The sequence below is a fragment of the Thermosyntropha tengcongensis genome, from assembly GCF_055381335.1.
On record NZ_AP042437.1, the window covers coordinates 1,681,433 to 1,699,334 of the forward strand.

The window sequence follows — 17,902 nt, forward strand, 5'->3', positions numbered from 1 at the left end:
TCTTTTTCCTCCTCATATTTTTAACTTTTCAATAACTACCTTACCAGCTCTTATACGTGCTAATTCAGGAGTATTTACCATAATTACCTCTCCATCGGGAGGGCGGGTAATATGATTGGCTATCCTAAGCTGCGTAGGACTTAACCGGTAAGCAGCTATAATAGCCTTTTCATCTCCGAAAGCTCCCGCATGTGCCATTCCCCTTAAAACTCCCATCACCAGAATATTACCGCCAGCTATAACTTCTGCTCCCGGATTTACATCCCCTAAAATTACTATATTTCCTTTGGCAAAACATTTTTGCCCGGAACGCAGGTTTCTCCTGATCAGGGCAGTTTCTTCGTATTCTGGCATATCATCTGGAAATCCGCCAGGTTTTTCCCTCTCATTATCCGCCAAGCTGCCACTTTCAGTTTCCGGAGGACCATTAGTCATTAATTCCTTTAAATGCAAGCCATAATCCAGCAAAATATCTTCCAGTTCCCGTATCTGCTTATGTGTAAGTTTCTTATCACCTATATACACATATACCTGGCTGCCAACGACAAAGTTTTTTTTCCTCTTTATCTCCTCCTTAAGCCCGTTCTTGATATCCCCAAAAGTGTCATACCGGCTAAGGTCGATTACTTTTTCTCCCTCTAAAACCTTTACTGCTGCTGACACTGTATAGCCCTCCATTCACTATTAATATTTTTACCTATCAATTCTATTATTTCTTTTTTTTTCCTTTGAAGAAAAATAAAAAAATAGGGAGAATAAATTCTAAATCTCCCTATTTTAGGCATAAATAAACTCAAAAATTATTCCATTATTCGCGATCGCCGCTTGCCATTTTTTGTGTATTTTCGTTCTTTGCTTCCATCTCAGCAATATAATCTTTTATTCCAAAATACTGTTCAAAAACTGCTTTGGCTACATAACCTGCTGATCCTCCACCACTAAAACCATATTCTACTATACCAGCAAAAGCTATCTGCGGATCATCTACCGGTGCAAAAGCAATAAACACGCCATGAAAGTCACGTTTGCGGTTATCACCTGCTCTTCCTGTTTCTGCAGTTCCTGTTTTAGCCCCTACTTTGATATCGGGAGGAAAATTAGCAAAAAGATGATAAGCAGTTCCTCCCGGCTGGGTAACTTCCAGCATAGCTCTTTTAGTTTCCGCAATAGTCTCCGGACTAACATTTACTTTTCTTACCACCACTGGTTTAAACTCTTTTACCACTTTCCCCTGAGGAGTAACTATCTTTTTTACTACATGAGGCTGCATAAGTTTCCCGCCATTGGCAATGGCTGCTACATAATTAGCCAGCTGGATTACAGTATAGTTATTGGAGCCCTGTCCAATTGACATATTGAAGGTATCAAAAGGCTGCCACTTGGTATTAAAATTGTAATCAATTTTATATTGGGCCTCCAGTATAGCTTTTTCATCCTCTTTCTTCTTAAGCAAACGTTCTCTTTCTTCCCTGGAAGAGGCCTCTCTCAACAGGTTATTGTATTTTTCTTCCAAATCTTTTCTTTTTTGTTCATACTTGCGGTCAATAAGCAAAGCGTTAAGCTCCCTTTTCCACTCCGGAGTAGGTAAAAGTCCGCTCTTCTCTCCAGGCAAGTCAATGCCTGTAGGCTTGCCCAGCCCAAATTCAGAAGCTACCCTTATCAATTCATCTTTGCCTGCCCGGCGTCCCATCTCCTGAAAGTAGGTATTACAGGATACCGCCAGAGCCTTATAATAGCTAACATTGCCATGAACCCCTGTACATTTTATATACGGAGGCACCCAGTACCTTCCCTGGCAATTGACATAATCTTTTAAGGGATCCATCACTCCTGCTTCCAAAGCTGCCATTCCAGTCACAGGTTTAAAAGTTGATCCTGGAGGATATACTGCCTGTATGGCCCGGTTGGTAACTGCGCCGGGCTGCAGGGGATCATAAACCTGCCCCTGCGGAAAATAATAGGCTGCTTTATCAGGTGATAAATTGCCCTTGAAATCATCTGGATTCAAATCCGGCTTGCTTACCATAGCTAAAATTTCGCCAGTTTTTACATCTATAGCTACAGCTGCCCCCACTTTGGCTTTGGGATGTCCGGATTTTTGAAGGTTTTTTAGCACTTCATCCATACTTTTTTCCATTACTTTCTGCAGATTCATGTCCAAAGTAAGGTATATATTATTGCCAGGCACCGGTTCAAGAGTAACCAGTTCTCTTACCGGCTGCCCCTTAGCATCTACTTCTACCCTGCGGGCTCCGTATTTTCCCCGTAAATACTTTTCATACTGCTTTTCTATACCTGACTTTCCTACCAGGCTGTTAATATTATAAACACCTTCGCCCGCTGCGGTGAGCTCTTCCTGGGTTATAGAATGAATATAGCCTAAAACATGGCCAGCTAAAGCAGCATTAGGATAGCTGCGCAGCGGTTCGACATCCACATCGACTCCGCTCAAATATCTGCGGTTTTCCTCAATTTTTACTACCAGATCCCAGGGAATATCCCGCATAATAACTACTGGTTCATACAGTCGGTAGCGCTGTTCATTAATCTTTTCCTTAATTTTATCAGCAGTTATCTCCGGATAATAATCTTTTAAAATATCCGCCAACTTTTGAATTACCGGCTCCTGATTTCCTTCCAGGGCAGATATAGTCAGGGTATAAACTAATTTGTTGGTGGCTAAGACCTCCCCCTTTAATGCATATATTTCCCCCCGGGGAGGTTTTATAGCCAGAATCCTTATACGGTTCTGCTTGGCCTGGGTTTGATAAACCTCATTATGCAAGAGCTGAAGTACAGCCAATCTGATACTCAATACGGCCAGAAGCCCAATAATAACATAAGTATATATTTTAAACCTTTTTTCTAATTTTGCTGATTTCATTGAATCTATCCCCACCCTGTTTCAGCACTCCAAAATGGGCAGCATTGTAATACCATACATAAACAGGGACTGCCAAAAAAAGATTATAAACAATCTGGAAAGCTGTTATCTTAAAAATATCAAAATCTAAAGGAAACCCGTCCAGTGCAGCAAAACTTAAAACTAAAACAAAAAAGCTGTTGATAAATGTGGCCAGCAGCACTCCCAGAACGCCTACCAGCAAATTTTCTTTAAAAACATTCCCCTGTAAGCGGCCGATAATATAGGCAGTCAAAGCCTTGGAGAGGGCATTAACTCCAATAAGCCTTCCCAAAAACAAGTCTTCCAGCAAACCGCATAAATAACCATAAATTGCACCTTGAACAGGACCATTAAACAAGGCAAAAAAAACAACCAGAATCAAAACTAAATCAGGTATAACACCACTTATACTGTAAAAACCAAAAAATGTCGACTGTAAAAATAATGCCATAACTGGTAATATAGTAAGAACAAAATACCTCATTCTTCCTTCTCCTCAGTCTTCTCTTCTATAACCGGTTTAAAATCAGTAACCACCAGCACTTCTTCCAATTTATCAAAATCAACCGCCGGTTTTATATCAGCTGACAGCAAAATACCTCCTGCATCACGGTATACTTTCTCCACCTTGCCAACTCTTATCCCTTTAGGATAAATAAGAGACAAACCTGAGGTTACAATAATATCATTCTTTTTAATAACTGAATAATAGGGAATATTGGTCATGCGTAGAATATTGCTTTCCCCGGTTCCTTCTACTATCCCATTAGTTTCGCGCGTGTTCTGGATTAGTACTCCAACTGCTACCGACCTGTCCGTCAAAAGGCTTACATAGGATGCATTAAGGCTGGTGCTGGTTACCACTCCCACCAGCCCTTCGGGAGTTATTACCGGCATATCTTTGGTAATCCCGTCTGCTTCCCCTTTGTCAATAATAATTACCTGATACCAGTTATTCGGCTTTCTCCCTATAACTTTGGCAGCTACCAAACTGTAAACTTCCAGGTTGTCATTCTTAAACCCTAAAATCTTTTTAAGCCGCACAGCTTCCATTTTATATTCCTGCAAGGCTTGATTCTGCAGCTTAAGTTTTTTATTTTCCTCTTCCAGTTCAGAAATAGTCTGCTGCAATTTTTTCCTATCCTCAAAAAAAACCCCCACATGCGAGATTTTTTCCTTAACGCCACTAACCCCGCCAAAAAGCGGGGTATAAATTTCACGAATTAAATTTTCAGCCACCGTTATATCTTCTCGTTCGTCCGGACTCCATTTAATTAGAATAAGCGAAACAAAAAATATAAAAATTATTATCCAAAAATATCTCCTTTTTATAAATCTGAACAAAGCCCTTCACCTGTCTAAAATGTTTTTTTGGGAGAAATTAATACACGTTTTAAAACTTCGATATTTTCGAGCACTTTACCGGTTCCTCTGGCCACCGCCCTTAATGGATCTTCACATACATAGACTGGCATGTTAGTTTCTTTACTTATCAGCTTATCCAGCCCTCTTAAGAGCGAACCGCCTCCTGCCATAACTATGCCCCTGTCCATAATATCCGAAGCCAGTTCAGGAGGTGTTTTTTCCAAACATACCTTTATTCCATCTATAATAGCATCAATAGTTTCCTTCAAGGCCTGCTGTATTTCCAAACTGGACACTTTAATAACCTTGGGCAAACCGGTTACCAAATCCCTGCCCTTTACTTCATAAAATTCTTCCGGGCCTTCCCACAGCGCAGAACCTATGGAGATTTTTATATCTTCTGCCGTCCTTTCCCCAATCAAAAGATTATAGTTCTTCTTTAAATGGTTAATTATGGCTTCATCCATGTCGTCTCCAGCTACCCTTACTGATTTGGAGGTTACAATGCCACCTAAAGATATAACTGCTACTTCCGTAGTACCTCCTCCAATATCGACAATAAGATTTCCTGTAGGTTCATGTACAGGAAGACCAGCTCCAATAGCTGCTGCCATAGGCTCTTCTATAAGATAAGCTTCCTTGGCCCCTCCCTGCAGAGCTGCCTCCCTTACTGCCCTTTCTTCTACAGTGGTACATCCAGTAGGAACGCTTATTACCACCCGGGGTCTTGCCAGCGGAGTTTTTTGCCCTAAGGCTTTGGTTATAAAATATTTAAGCATAGCCTGGGTTACATCAAAATCAGCAATAACCCCATCTTTCATAGGCCTTATGGCTACAATATTTCCTGGAGTCCTCCCTATCATCCTTTTCGCTTCATCGCCTACTGCCAGCACTTTTCCGGTATCATTCTGGATAGCTACTACAGAAGGTTCATTTATTACTACTCCTTTTCCTTTAACGTGCACAAGAGTATTGGCAGTTCCCAAATCTATTCCCATATCTTTTCCAAACAAAGCTGTTTCCTCCTTCATCATATAAAATGTTCCGCTTTTAAGCTGCAGTATCTGTTATCGCCAATTATTATATGGTCAAGAACTTCAATCCCCAGTATTTTACCAGCCTCCATAAGCTGCCTGGTAATCTCTATATCTTCCCTGCTGGGGGCAGGATCACCGCTGGGGTGGTTATGTATCAATATTACAGCAGCTGCACTCATCTTTATAGCATTTTTAAAAACTTCCCGGGGATGTACCACTGCACTGTGCAGTCCGCCTACCGATATGTCTTCCATAAAAATAATTCCATTTTTGCGGTCCAGATACAAAACTCGAAAATGCTCACGGTCAAAATACCGCATTTCTTCCATCACTATATTTTTGACATCCTCCGGAGATTTTACAACCTCCTTCTGACTAATGCTCAAAGCAGCACGCCTTCCCAATTCAAAAGCGGCCTTGATAGCAACTGCTTTAGCTAACCCTACCCCATACTCGCTGGTAAGCTCATTAAGGCTTACTTCTCTTAAATTGCGAAGTCCCCGGTATTTGACCAGCAGATGTTTTGCCAGATCAAGGGCACTTAAGTTTTTGGTCCCCATCCCTAATATTATAGCCAGGAGTTCTTCTTCACTTAAACTTTTCTCTCCTTTGGCCAGCATTTTTTCCCGGGGGCGCATATCAACAGGCATATCCTTAATCCCAATATTATACTCGCCCAAACCTTTACCCCCCTAAAATATTAACCCCCATATCCTTTAACATATTATACAGGCGATATAAAGGCAAGCCTACCACATTAAAGTAGCATCCCTCTATCTTCTCCACAAACAAAGCCCCTAACCCCTGAATTCCATAGGCACCTGCCTTGTCCATGGGTTCTCCTGTCTTTATATAATTCCGTATTTCCCCTTCTTCCAAAACCCGAAAATAAACCCTGGTAGTCTCTGCTTCCAGCAGAGTTCTATTGTCAGCTAAATTTTTCAGGCACACGGCAGTTATTACCTGATGGCTTTTCCCACTTAACATAGCTAGCATATCATAAGCCTCTTTTTCATCTACAGGTTTTCCCAAAACTTTATCATTTAAAACTACCACCGTATCAGCAGCAATAATTATGCCTTCATCACAATTACAGTTTCTGGCTGCATACTCTGCTTTATCTAAAGCAAGCCTTTTTGCCCCTTCCTCCGGGGTTTCATCAGGGAAAATCTGTTCATCGGTAAGAGCAGGATATTTTATGAACGGCAATCCTATATTTTTTAAAAGTTCACTGCGTCTTGGTGAAGCTGAGGCAAGTATTATCCTGTTCAAACTATCTCCCCTTAGCCAATTATAGTCTGCGATAAAAGATATAGGCTAAAATAAATCCCAGCAGAGTAAAAAAATTTACATTAAGGACAAAGCCAAAAGTAAAAGTGAATACCTGTAAATCAAGTGTAAAACCTGGTATGCCCAGGCTTTGGGTCATACCTAAAAAATTTAAAGCAGGCACCCAATTTATTATAGCATTCCCTATCCATCCCCCAACAATTCCACCCAAAACAGCCAGCAGCAATAATACCTGCCAGCCAGGATATGAGCGTGATTTGGCCACTATACATTCCCCTCTTATACCATGTTTTTCTAAAGTTTAGCATTACTTACTGGTAAAAACAAGGTATTTAAAAACAGTAAAAGCCCTCATAAGGAGAGCTTTTAACTATTATAATTTCATTAATCCGGTTTATCTGTTAAAGGCAAGGTTGAAACTTAATACCTCCAGGTTTACTGATAGATCAACATTGCGCAAAACTACATCCCGCGGCACTTTTAAAACCCGGGGAGAAAAATTCAGTATTGCTTTTACCCCTGCTTTAACCAGCCGGTCTGTAACTTCCTGAGCAGCTGAACCTGGTACTGCAACTACCCCTATAGTTATATTTTTTTCCCTTACCCTGTCTTCCAGCAGCTCTAAAGGTTCTATTTCTATATTTCCCAGCCTGGTACCAATTATATCAGGATCTACATCCAGCACAGTGGTAATCTTAAAACCTCTTTCGGCAAAACCTTGATAAAGGGCAAGCGCTGATCCCAGTTTCCCAGCTCCCACAATTATAACATTCCAATCCCTGTCCAGGCCTAATATTTTAATAAGATGATTGTATAATTCATCAACTTTATAACCTACTCCTCTAGTACCAAACTCTCCAAAATAGGCCAAATCTTTCCTTACTTGTGCTGAACTTACTCCTGTTCCTTTAGCTATATCTCCGGAAGAAACAGTTTCGACCCCTTCTCTGGCTAATTGATTAAGGTACCGGGAGTAAACCGAAAGCCTCATTACCGTTGCCTCTGGAATTTTGAAGACCTTCAAAAATCTCCCACTCCTTTTATCTATTGATAATCCATTTTAACATTTTGTGAAAAAAATAGCTATAACATTATACACCTGTTCAGCTTAATATATTTAAAACCCTGTAAAATATAGCAGCTACCAGTCCTGAAGAAGGAATGGTTATCAACCAGGCCAGCACAATCTGACGGGCAATATTCCACCTTACTCCTTTAAACCTTTTAGCGGCACCTACTCCCATTATTGATGAGGAAACTACATGGGTGGTACTTACCGGTGCTCCCAGCAGGGTAGCACTGTAAATAGTTATAGAAGAAGTAAAATCAGCAGCAAAACCATTTATTGGTTCAATACGAAAAATTTTGCCTCCCATAGTGCGGATAATCTTCCAGCCTCCCACCGCTGTTCCCATAGCCATAGCGGTAGCACAGGCCACCTTTACCCACAAAGGAACCAGAAAGCTTTCTATTAAACCTCCCCCTAACAAAACCATAGTTATAATTCCCATCGATTTCTGAGCATCATTGGAGCCATGAGCAAAAGAAGCCATAGCTGCCGCCAATACCTGCAGCTTTCTGAACTTGTTGTTGGTTTTAGCAGGGGAAGACCATCTAAAAAGCCAGAAAAAAACAGTCATTATTATACTTCCCATAACAAAACCTATAATTGGGGAAATAATAAGTCCTGCAAATATCTTTACAAACCCATGCCAGTTTATGATATCAAAACTAAACGCTGCTGCAGCAGCTCCACTTAATCCGCCAATTAAGGCATGCGAAGAACTGCTGGGAATGCCAAAATACCAGGTAAACAAATTCCAAAAAATAGCCCCTGAAAGAGCGGCAATCAATACGAGAGGTGAAATAACCTCCGGGGGTACGATATTTTTTCCGATGGTGGTAGCTACAGCTGTTCCACTTAAGGCTCCTAAAAAATTTAAAAAAGCAGCCATAATTATGGCTGTACGCGGCGATAAAGCCTTGGTAGATACCGAAGTAGCTATAGCATTGGCCGTATCATGAAAGCCATTTATATAATCAAAAGCGAGAGCCAGCAAAACAACTAAAACTATAAGCGATAAATTAAACATATTTCACTGCTACTCCCTTTAATACATTACTTACATTTTCACAATCATCCAGGCTGCTTTCCAGATGTTCATAAATTTCTTTCCATTTGATAACCTCTACCACATTTTCCGTTTTCTCAAAAAGAAGGGCAATACCTGCCCGGTACAGGTAATCCCCTTCATGTTCCAGTGTTCTTATCTTGTCACAGGATTTTATTATTTCTTTATACTGTTCGCGTATTTCAGGGAGCTTTTTAACCGCACTTCTGATCTCTAAAGACGCTTCTTCCAAAACCGCAGCCAGTTTTAAAATATAATCTGCTTTCGGTTTTCCAGCTTTGTAGATCACTATCTTTTCCATAGTGCCCTGTATATGGTCAATCACATTATTAAGCTCTCTTACCAGAAGTAAAATATCTTCCCGGTCAAAAGGCGTGACAAATGAGCTGTTAAGCTGTTTCATAACCCTTGATAATATTTGGTCTCCCCGTTCCTCTACCTCATTCATCTTTTCCAGATTTTTTTCCGGTTCTTTATATTCAGATAAAAATTCTTTCAAAATCCTGGAAGCTTCACACAAAATATCCGCCATCTGGTCAAAGTAGACAAAAAATTTTTCATCACGCGGCTTTAAGCGAAAAAACACTTTTTAGCCCCCTTAATAGTTTCTGTATACATTATATCAATAATAAATTTAACTTGCTGTTAAGAATGTGTTAACAATCTAAGGGTCTATAAAAACACGCCTAGCCTGATTTATGACATAAAAAGAACCCGTTATAAGCAGATAAGCATCGGATGGCAAAACTGCCAGGCCCTTCTTAACTGCTTCCTCAATATTTTCTATCTGATATACTTCCATCTGCGGATACAAAGAAATTAAAACATCAGCTGCCCTCGTCCAGTTATTACCCCTGGGGCCTTCAGGCCTGGTTACTATACATTTAATGGTGTTCTGTCCCAAAAACCTTAAAGTTTCATAAGCATCCTTATCATCGACTATCCCGCATACCAGCACTTTTTCCCTACCGGGAAGCAAATTATTCAGTGAACTTAAAAGAGCCTCGGCACCATGCGGATTATGAGCTACATCTACTATTACCAGGGGGTCTCTGCTTACTATCTCCAGCCTGGCCGGTATTTTAAGGGAAGATAGCGCCTTTCTTACATCTTCATCTTCTATTTTTAACCCCTGCCTTTTTAAAATCATCAAGGCTGTATAGGCAGTAGCCAGATTATCCAGCTGATAATCACCCAGAAGAGAAAAAGAAACCCCTCTAAGTTCATGGCCATTAAATTCAATAGTAACCTTTTGGCCGTAAATATTCTGTTCTTCCCTTTCTACCCAGGTCATACTGCTGTCATATATGGAAGCTGCTTTATCCTGAGCTACCTTGAGCACCACTTTAAAAGCTTCCTCGGGAAGCCTTCCTACCACTACCGGAACCCCATTTTTTATTATACCTGCCTTATTATAGGCAACCTCAGCTATGGTTCCGCCTAAAAATTCAACATGGTCAAGCCCTATGCTGGTTATTACGGAAACCAGCGGGGTAATAACATTGGTAGAATCATACAAACCACCCATTCCTACTTCTATAACAGCTATATCAACTTTTTCATCTTTAAAGTACTGAAAAGCTATAGCTGTAAGTACCTCAAATTCAGTAGGATGAGGAAACCCTTTTTCCGTCATGCTCCTTATTTTTTCTTCTACCTCATCTATATAACGTTTTAAAGTGGGAGCATCAATTTCCTGCCCATTAATCGTAAACCTTTCCCGATAAGAGTGCACATGGGGGGAAATAAATCTCCCCACCCTATATCCTGCTTCAGCAAGAACTGAAGCGATGATAAGCGAAGTCGAACCTTTTCCGTTAGTCCCGGCTATATGCACATAATTCAAATCTTTTTCTGGATTTCCCATCTCTTTCAACAGCTGTTCTATACGTTCCAATCCTGGCTGGCTTCCCAAAGCCGTAAGATTGTATAAATGTTCTTCTATGAGTTTTTCAATATTGCTAATCGTTGTAAAATTCCCTCCTTCTTCAATCTGGCCTCTTCTGCCTTGCTCTTTTCTTTTTCAATTACTTCCTGCGGGGCTTTAGCAAGGAAGTTCTCATTTTTAAGCTTATTTTCCGCCTTTAAAAGTTCGCTTTCTACCTGGGCTAATTCCTTATTTAGCCTGGATATTTCCTTTTCAATATCTATAATCCCCTCCAGAGGAACATAAATTTCAGCCCAGGCTGTAAGCGCGGTTGCCGCCTGTTCAGGTTTACTCTTCATCTCTTCGACTATTTCGGCTTCGCTTAAATTAGCAAGCTCTTCTATATACAGTTTATTTTCTGTAAACACTGATAACCTATTTTTATCCTTAACCAGTATCACTGCTTTTATTTTAGCCCCCGGGCTTACATTAAATTCAGCCCTTATATTTCTTATCCCTCTTATGGTCTGCATTATATGCTGCATTTCTTCCAGGGCATCCAAAAGGGTTTCATTTTCCTTAGCCTCAGGCCAGGGATCCAGCATGATAGTTTCTGTATGTCCCGGCAAATGTTGATAAATCTCCTCGGTTATAAAAGGCATAAAAGGATGTAAAAGCCTTAAAGTAGTAGTTAACACCTCTACCAGAACATTTTGTACCAGCAGCTTTTCCCGGTTATTTCTGGGCCTAAAGAGCCTGGGTTTGGCCAGTTCAATATACCAGTCACAAAATTCATCCCATATGAAGTCATACAGCATACGGGCTGCTTCCCCTACATCATACTGTTCCAGAAGCCTTTCTACCTCTTTTATGGTCAGATTAAGCCTTGCAGTAATCCATTTGTCAGGAAGGCCCATCTCTTCTAAATTAAGTTCTATCTTTTCATACCCTTTAAGGTTCATCAGCACAAAGCGGGAAGCATTCCATATCTTGTTGGCAAAATTGCGCGTGTTTTCAACTTTTTCCCAGTGAAAACGCACATCATTACCGGGAGTTACGCCAGTAATTAAAGAGAAGCGCAAGGTATCTGCTCCATATTTTTCAATTACCTCAATAGGATCTATACCATTTCCTAAAGACTTGCTCATCTTGCGCCCCTGAGCATCAAGGATAAGCCCGTGAATATTTACATCCCGGAAAGGAATTTTACCGGTATGCTCAAGGGACGAGAAAATCATCCTGGCTACCCAGAAGAATATTATATCTCTTCCCGTTACCAAAACATCAGTAGGAAAGAAGTATTCCAGATCTGGGGTTTCATCAGGCCAACCCATGGTAGAAAAAGGCCATAAAGCACTGGAAAACCAGGTATCCAGAACATCTTCATCCTGTTTCAGGTTATCTGACCCACATTTAGTACATCTGTCAGGATCTTCTTTGCTGCAGATAACTTCACCACAATCCTGGCAATACCAAACCGGAATGCGGTGTCCCCACCACAACTGCCTTGATATACACCAGTCTTTTATATTTTCCATCCAGTTAAGGTAAATACGAGTAAATCTTTCCGGTACAAAACGTATTTGTCCATCAACAACTGCCTTAATAGCCGGCTCAGCCAGAGGTTTCATCCTTACAAACCACTGCTTGGATACCATAGGCTCAACTACCGTATCACATCTCTGGCAGTGTCCAACTGCATGGCTGTGGGGTTCTACCTTTAATAAATACCCTTGTTCTTCCAGATCTTTTACAATAGCCTTGCGGCATTCACTGCGATCCAATCCCTGGTATTTCCCAGCATTTTCATTCATTACTCCATGTTTATCCATGACTACGATCTGGTCCAGGTTGTGCCTCAGCCCCATTTCAAAATCGTTAGGATCATGAGCAGGAGTAACCTTAACGGCACCAGTTCCAAATTCCTTATCCACATATTCATCAGCAAAAATCGGTATTACCCTGTTTACAAGGGGTAACCGCACACTTTTTCCGATCAAGTGTTTATACCTTTCATCTTCAGGATGTACTGCTACTCCCGTATCCCCCAGCATAGTTTCTGGCCTGGTGGTAGCCACTACTATATACTCATCTTCCCCTTCTACGGGATACTTTATATACCATAAATTACCTGCTGTTTCCTCATGTTCCACTTCAATATCAGAAATAGCAGTATGGCAGCGCGGGCACCAGTTTATTATGTAGTCTCCCTGGTAAATAAGCCCTTTTTCATAAAGGTTAACAAAAACTTCCCGTACTGCTCGTGAACAACCTTCGTCCATAGTAAACCGTTCTCTCGTCCAGTCACAGGAAGCTCCTAAAAGGCAAAGCTGACTGGTTATACGGCTGCCGTAAAGATTCTTCCATTCCCATACCCTTTCCAGAAACTTTTCCCTGCCCAGATCATATTTGCTTAAACCTTCTTTAGCCAAAGCTTCTTCTACCTTGGCCTGGGTTGCAATACCAGCATGGTCAGTCCCCGGCAGCCACAAGGTATTATACCCCTGCATCCTTCGCCAGCGCACAAGAATATCCTGTAAAGTATTATCCAGAGCATGTCCCAAATGAAGTGATCCCGTAACATTGGGGGGAGGCATGACTATAGAAAAAGGCTTCTTGCTGCGATCTTCGCTAGGAGTAAAATAGCCATTATTACGCCAGTATTCATACCACTTTTTCTCTACATTCCCGGGATTATAAACACTCGGCAGCAAATTATCAGCTGACATTCAAAAACCTCCTCTAAATAAGGAAATACCTTCTGATTTTATTTTTTAAGCTATACTTTATAAATTTTAATTAATATAAGTTATCCAAGGCAAGCATTTCTGTATATATCAAATTATTAAACAAAATGCCTTTTGATAAACATAATTTAATCATTGTTCATCCTGCCTGTATTATGATAAGCTAAACCTTAAGCAGTGGTCAAATCACTAAAATCACTTGGGGGTATAAATAATGGCTAACCTAAAAATAGGCAGAAACGAACCTTGTCCTTGTGGAAGCGGAAAAAAATACAAAAAATGCTGCGGACAGCTGGAAGAGCTTGCCCAGATCTCATCTGATCCTTTTATACACTACAGCCAGCTTATACTTGCCACCAAAGCCAAACTGGACAATTATTATCAGACAGGCCTTAAAAAAATAAGAAACGAAGCTAAAGAGCTTTTTTTACGTTTTACCACCAGCAAAACCTTGCCTAACCAGAATGAATCTATATTTTCTGACTGGCTGTGGTTTGACAAAACCGATTCTAAAGGAAATACTTTAGGCTACTATTATCTTAATGAAAACGGGAATTTTATGGAAAAAAACCTTAAGTCCTGCTTATCAGCCCTGGTTATGTCATATCTTTCGGTATATGAAATAATAAAGGCTGAAGAGCGAACATTGACAGTAAAAGATATATTCCTTAATAAAGAAGAAAAAGTCCTGCTTAAAGAAGCCTGGGAAGCAAAAGAATCACCCGATTCTTACCTGCTCCTGGGAAGGCTCTTAAAACTTCCTGACATCAGCCTTTTTTCTGGTATGGTTTTACTTATAAAAAATGAACCGGAAACCAGGGAATTTATAATAAACCACATGGAATACCTCAAAGAAATAGAAGAAGAAGATATAAACTGGCTTTTAAAATTTAAAGGGGAAATATTATACGGCATCTTTGACCATGCCCTGCACAAAACCTGGATAAATCTGCACGATATGCGGTATACTCCCATTTTAGAAGGAGAAAAAGAGGTTATCTTATCAAAGCTTTATGAAAATCCCCAGTATGAGCTTGTGCATGAAACTTCAGGCATAAACTGGTTCAAGCCAGTTGAGGAAAACCGTGGTTATATAAGGATTGCCGTAAGTGATGAATATGCAGCTATTTGTGCTGATGTACTGGAAGATGTGGTTAAACTGCAGGAAACGGTTAAAAACATCCTGCCTGATAAAGAATTTAAAATCCTAAGCAGCTTTTTCCTTACCAAGCCTCCTTCTCCTCCAGCAGCAGATATATGGTTTACCCTGATAAAAGATTACGAAACCGAGCGCTGGCTGGATATGCCTTATGAACAAACAGGAGGCAAAACCCCGAGGGAACTCCTGAAAGAAGAAAAAGGCAGGGAAACGGTAATCCAGATGCTGGAGGAATTTTTCTCCAAAATAACTTCTGAGCCGCAGAAAGAATTAGTCCAGTACATGAAAGCGAGAATAAAATAAAAAGCCGGGATGTCCCGGCCTTTTATTTTTATAAAATTTCCTCTATAGCTGCCAGAACCTCATTTACCCCTTCACCAGTTTCCGCGGAAAAAGGTATTAAAATATCATGCTCGCCCAACCCTAATGTTCTTCTTATCTGCTGTAAATGTTTGTGCCTGGCGCCTCTTGAAATCTTGTCTGCTTTGGTAGCTACCATTAAAACCGGAACTTGATGATACATAAGCCATTCTTTCATCAAAACATCATTTTCCGTAGGCTCATGCCTTATATCCAGAAGTTGAATTACTCCTTTAAGCTGCTCTCTACTGCTCAAATAGCCCTCTATCATTCTTTTCCATTTCAATCTTTCCTGTTTGGAAACTTGAGCAAAGCCATAACCAGGTAAATCTACAAAATACCAGCTGTCATTTATCATATAAAAATTTATGGTGCGCGTTTTTCCAGGACTTGAACTGGACTTGGCAAGATTTCTGCGATTTACAACTTTATTGATAAGAGAAGATTTTCCTACATTAGACCTGCCTACCAGCGCTATCTCCGGATATTCCCCTTTGGGCAGCTTATCCAAATCTACAAAAGCACCCCTAAAATCTGCTTTTTTGATCTGCAGCATTTTCTATCACCTTTTAAACACATTTTAATCTAAAGACCAGGCCTTAAACCTGGTCTTTACTTCTATTTTTCGGCTAAAGTCTCTTTTAAAACTTCATCCATATGTTCTACAAGTACAAACCGCATCTTTTTCTTTACATTAACCGGAACTTCTTCCAGGTCTTTTTTGTTTTCTACTGGCAGAATAACTGTATTAATACCAGCCCGGTGAGCAGCCAGAACTTTTTCCTTTACACCGCCAATCGGAAGCACCCTGCCCCGCAATGTTATCTCTCCCGTCATGGCCACATCACTTCTGACCGGTTTTCCTGACATAGCTGAGGCCAAAGCAGTAGCGATAGTAATACCTGCTGACGGACCATCTTTGGGGATAGCCCCTTCTGGAACATGAAGGTGTACATCATAGCTGTCCCTTACCTCATCGCTTATCCCCAGCGCTTCTGCCCTTGAACGCACATAAGTAAGGGCTGCCTGTGCAGATTCCTTCATTACATCCCCCAGTTTTCCGGTAAGGGTTAGATTTCCCTTCCCTTTAAGCAGGGCTACTTCTACAGCTAAAATATCCCCTCCCATCTCGGTCCAGGCCAGACCAGTAGCTACCCCTATCTGATTTTCTTTTTCTGCCGTCCCGTAGCGATACTTTTCAGGCCCCAGCATCTTTACCACACTGCTTGCGGTTATATTAGCATAATAGTCCCCGTTTTCTACTACTTTACGGGCTACTTTGCGGCAGATGGCTGCAATCTGGCGTTCCAAATTGCGGACACCAGCTTCCCTTGTATATTCTCTTATTATCTTGCGCACAGCCCCTTCACTAAAAGATATATTAGTATCCTTCAGGCCATGCTCTTTTATCTGTTTAGGTATAAGATAATCCATGGCAATATGCACTTTGTCCTCTTCGGTATATCCTTCCAGTTCTATTATTTCCATACGGTCCAGCAAAGGACGCGGAATATTGTGTACAGAGTTAGCAGTTGTTATAAACATGACCTTGGAAAGATCAAAAGGTATCTCAAGGTAGTGATCGCTAAAGCTGTTGTTCTGCTCAGGATCTAAAACCTCCAATAAAGCAGAAGCAGGGTCTCCTCTAAAATCCATAGTCATCTTATCTATTTCATCCAGGAGAAAAACGGGATTTTTTGAGCCTGCCTGTTTCATTCCCTGCAAAATCCTTCCCGGCATAGAACCAACATAAGTACGCCGATGCCCTCTTATTTCCGCTTCATCCCTTATCCCGCCCAGCGATATGCGTACAAAATTACGATTTAAGGCATGAGCAACCGACCTTCCCAGAGAAGTTTTTCCTACCCCCGGAGGGCCAACCAGGCACAGTATGGGCCCTTTCATCTTCTTAGCCAGCTTGCGAATGGCCAGATATTCTATAATCCTTTCCTTGGGCTTTTTTAAGCCATAATGTTCTTTCTCCAGTATATCCTCAGCTGCTTTTATATCCAGCCGATCCCTGGTTTCTACCGACCAGGGAAGGGATAAAAGCCAATCCAGATAATTCCTTACCACTACTGCCTCTGCCACCATAGGTGGCATCTTTTCAAGCCTCTCCAGTTCTTTATACGCTTTTTCCCGCGCATGTTTGGGCAAGTTAGCCTTTTCAATCTTTTCTTTTAATTCCTCAATCTCTGCGCCCTTCTCGTCTTTTTCTCCCAGCTCTTTCTGAATAGCTTTCATCTGTTCCCTTAAATAGTACTCCTTCTGGGTCTTTTCCATCTGCTTGCGTACGCGGATATTTATCTTTCTTTCCAGCTCCAGAACTTCCATTTCTTTGGCTAAAATTTCGCAGAGATATTCCAGACGTTCATTTACATCAAGAGCTTCCAGTATCTTCTGTTTTTCATCTATTTTCAGGGTTAAATGAGAAGCAATTACATCTGCCAGCCTTCCTGGCTCCTCAATAGCCACTACTGATATTACGGTTTCCGGAGGAATTTTCTTGCTCATCCGCACATACTGTTCAAACTGGGAAACCAATGTACGCATCAAGGCTTCGATTTCGGCATCTTTTTCCAGGTTATTCTCTTTAAACTCCTCCACTTTCACCTTTATATAGGGATCCATAGCTATAAATTCTTTAACCTGGGCCCGGCATATCCCTTCTACCAGTATGCGCATGGTTCCGCCCGGCATCTTTAATATCTGCCGTACTTCAGCAATCGTCCCTATATGATAAACATCATCTTCATAAGGGTCATCATTCTGTGCGTCTTTTTGCGTCGCCAGAAATATTTCTTTATCAACCATCATAGCCTCTTCTATAGCATTAACCGACTTCTTTCTTCCTACATCCAGATGTATGACAGTATAAGGGAAAACTAATACTCCCCGTAGCGGAAGCATCGGCATAATCCGGTATGCATTTTCTTGCTGCAACTATAACACCTCCCAAGCAAATACATTCTACTACAAGTGGATACACTGCGCAATAATTCCTGTTTAATCCAGAACAAATTCTTTATTTTATTACCTA

16 protein-coding genes are annotated in these 17,902 nt (G+C 40.9%); 1 reads left to right on the forward strand and 15 read right to left on the reverse strand.

The window, feature by feature from the left end; translation table 11 throughout:
• Window positions 1–12: 12 nt before the first annotated feature.
• The 13 genes from minC to ACZ42E_RS08115 form a co-directional block, all read right to left on the reverse strand.
• A complete protein-coding gene (minC, locus tag ACZ42E_RS08055; RefSeq protein WP_464891829.1) occupies window positions 13–663 on the reverse strand; it encodes a septum site-determining protein MinC in 651 nt (216 codons plus the stop codon).
• 145 nt (window positions 664–808) lie between these two features.
• Window positions 809–2,884, reverse strand: coding sequence for a penicillin-binding protein 2 (locus tag ACZ42E_RS08060; RefSeq protein ID WP_464891830.1), 2,076 nt, complete (start codon window positions 2,882–2,884; stop codon window positions 809–811).
• Window positions 2,853–3,389 (reverse strand): rod shape-determining protein MreD, encoded by a 537-nt coding sequence (gene mreD, locus ACZ42E_RS08065; protein WP_464891831.1) that lies wholly within the window; start codon window positions 3,387–3,389, stop codon window positions 2,853–2,855. The genes ACZ42E_RS08060 and mreD overlap by 32 nt, the downstream gene beginning before the upstream one ends.
• Window positions 3,386–4,144: a rod shape-determining protein MreC gene (mreC, locus tag ACZ42E_RS08070; protein ID WP_464891832.1), complete on the reverse strand. Its 759-nt coding sequence runs from the start codon at window positions 4,142–4,144 to the stop codon at window positions 3,386–3,388. The genes mreD and mreC overlap by 4 nt, the downstream gene beginning before the upstream one ends.
• Window positions 4,145–4,263: 119 nt before the next feature.
• The gene (locus ACZ42E_RS08075) at window positions 4,264–5,283 is read right to left on the reverse strand and encodes a rod shape-determining protein (RefSeq protein WP_464891833.1); all 1,020 of its coding nucleotides are present in this window, start codon (window positions 5,281–5,283) and stop codon (window positions 4,264–4,266) included.
• Window positions 5,284–5,300: 17 nt separating this feature from the next.
• Window positions 5,301–5,987: a RadC family protein gene (radC, locus tag ACZ42E_RS08080; protein WP_464891834.1), complete on the reverse strand. Its 687-nt coding sequence runs from the start codon at window positions 5,985–5,987 to the stop codon at window positions 5,301–5,303.
• 4 nt (window positions 5,988–5,991) lie between these two features.
• Window positions 5,992–6,579 carry a Maf family protein gene (locus ACZ42E_RS08085; RefSeq protein ID WP_464891835.1) on the reverse strand — a complete coding sequence of 196 codons (588 nt, stop codon included), beginning with the start codon at window positions 6,577–6,579 and terminating at the stop codon, window positions 5,992–5,994.
• Window positions 6,580–6,598: 19 nt separating this feature from the next.
• Entirely contained in the window at window positions 6,599–6,862 is a 264-nt protein-coding gene (locus tag ACZ42E_RS08090) for a DUF4321 domain-containing protein (protein WP_464891836.1), read from the reverse strand.
• Window positions 6,863–6,991: 129 nt separating this feature from the next.
• Window positions 6,992–7,621: a redox-sensing transcriptional repressor Rex gene (locus ACZ42E_RS08095; RefSeq protein WP_464891837.1), complete on the reverse strand. Its 630-nt coding sequence runs from the start codon at window positions 7,619–7,621 to the stop codon at window positions 6,992–6,994.
• Window positions 7,622–7,700: 79 nt separating this feature from the next.
• A complete protein-coding gene (locus ACZ42E_RS08100) occupies window positions 7,701–8,690 on the reverse strand; it encodes an anion permease (protein WP_464891838.1) in 990 nt (329 codons plus the stop codon).
• A complete protein-coding gene (locus tag ACZ42E_RS08105) occupies window positions 8,683–9,315 on the reverse strand; it encodes a DUF47 domain-containing protein (protein WP_464891839.1) in 633 nt (210 codons plus the stop codon). Before ACZ42E_RS08105 ends, ACZ42E_RS08100 begins: the two co-directional genes overlap by 8 nt.
• A gap of 78 nt (window positions 9,316–9,393) precedes the next feature.
• A complete protein-coding gene (locus ACZ42E_RS08110) occupies window positions 9,394–10,644 on the reverse strand; it encodes a bifunctional folylpolyglutamate synthase/dihydrofolate synthase (protein ID WP_464891840.1) in 1,251 nt (416 codons plus the stop codon).
• 26 nt (window positions 10,645–10,670) lie between these two features.
• On the reverse strand, window positions 10,671–13,325 hold the full coding sequence (locus tag ACZ42E_RS08115; RefSeq protein ID WP_464891841.1) for a valine--tRNA ligase: 2,655 nt from the start codon (window positions 13,323–13,325) through the stop codon (window positions 10,671–10,673).
• Window positions 13,326–13,557: 232 nt separating this feature from the next.
• Between ACZ42E_RS08115 and ACZ42E_RS08120 the strand changes: the two genes are divergently transcribed.
• Window positions 13,558–14,805: an SEC-C metal-binding domain-containing protein gene (locus ACZ42E_RS08120; RefSeq protein WP_464891842.1), complete on the forward strand. Its 1,248-nt coding sequence runs from the start codon at window positions 13,558–13,560 to the stop codon at window positions 14,803–14,805.
• A 28-nt stretch (window positions 14,806–14,833) separates the two neighbouring features.
• Here the strand turns inward: ACZ42E_RS08120 and yihA are convergent, their stop codons facing one another.
• Together yihA and lon are read right to left on the reverse strand one after the other, a co-directional pair.
• Window positions 14,834–15,418: a ribosome biogenesis GTP-binding protein YihA/YsxC gene (gene yihA, locus ACZ42E_RS08125; protein WP_464891843.1), complete on the reverse strand. Its 585-nt coding sequence runs from the start codon at window positions 15,416–15,418 to the stop codon at window positions 14,834–14,836.
• Window positions 15,419–15,480: 62 nt separating this feature from the next.
• Window positions 15,481–17,805, reverse strand: coding sequence for an endopeptidase La (lon, locus tag ACZ42E_RS08130; protein ID WP_464891844.1), 2,325 nt, complete (start codon window positions 17,803–17,805; stop codon window positions 15,481–15,483).
• Window positions 17,806–17,902: the final 97 nt, after the last annotated feature.

Coding starts and splice junctions, on each gene's coding strand:
- ACZ42E_RS08060 (WP_464891830.1), bottom strand. CDS start 2,884: ATGAAATCAGCAAAATTAGAAAAAAGGTTTAAAATATATACTTATGTT.
- mreD (WP_464891831.1), bottom strand. CDS start 3,389: ATGAGGTATTTTGTTCTTACTATATTACCAGTTATGGCATTATTTTTA.
- ACZ42E_RS08100 (WP_464891838.1), bottom strand. CDS start 8,690: ATGTTTAATTTATCGCTTATAGTTTTAGTTGTTTTGCTGGCTCTCGCT.
- ACZ42E_RS08115 (WP_464891841.1), bottom strand. CDS start 13,325: ATGTCAGCTGATAATTTGCTGCCGAGTGTTTATAATCCCGGGAATGTA.
- ACZ42E_RS08120 (WP_464891842.1), top strand. CDS start 13,558: ATGGCTAACCTAAAAATAGGCAGAAACGAACCTTGTCCTTGTGGAAGC.
- yihA (WP_464891843.1), bottom strand. CDS start 15,418: ATGCTGCAGATCAAAAAAGCAGATTTTAGGGGTGCTTTTGTAGATTTG.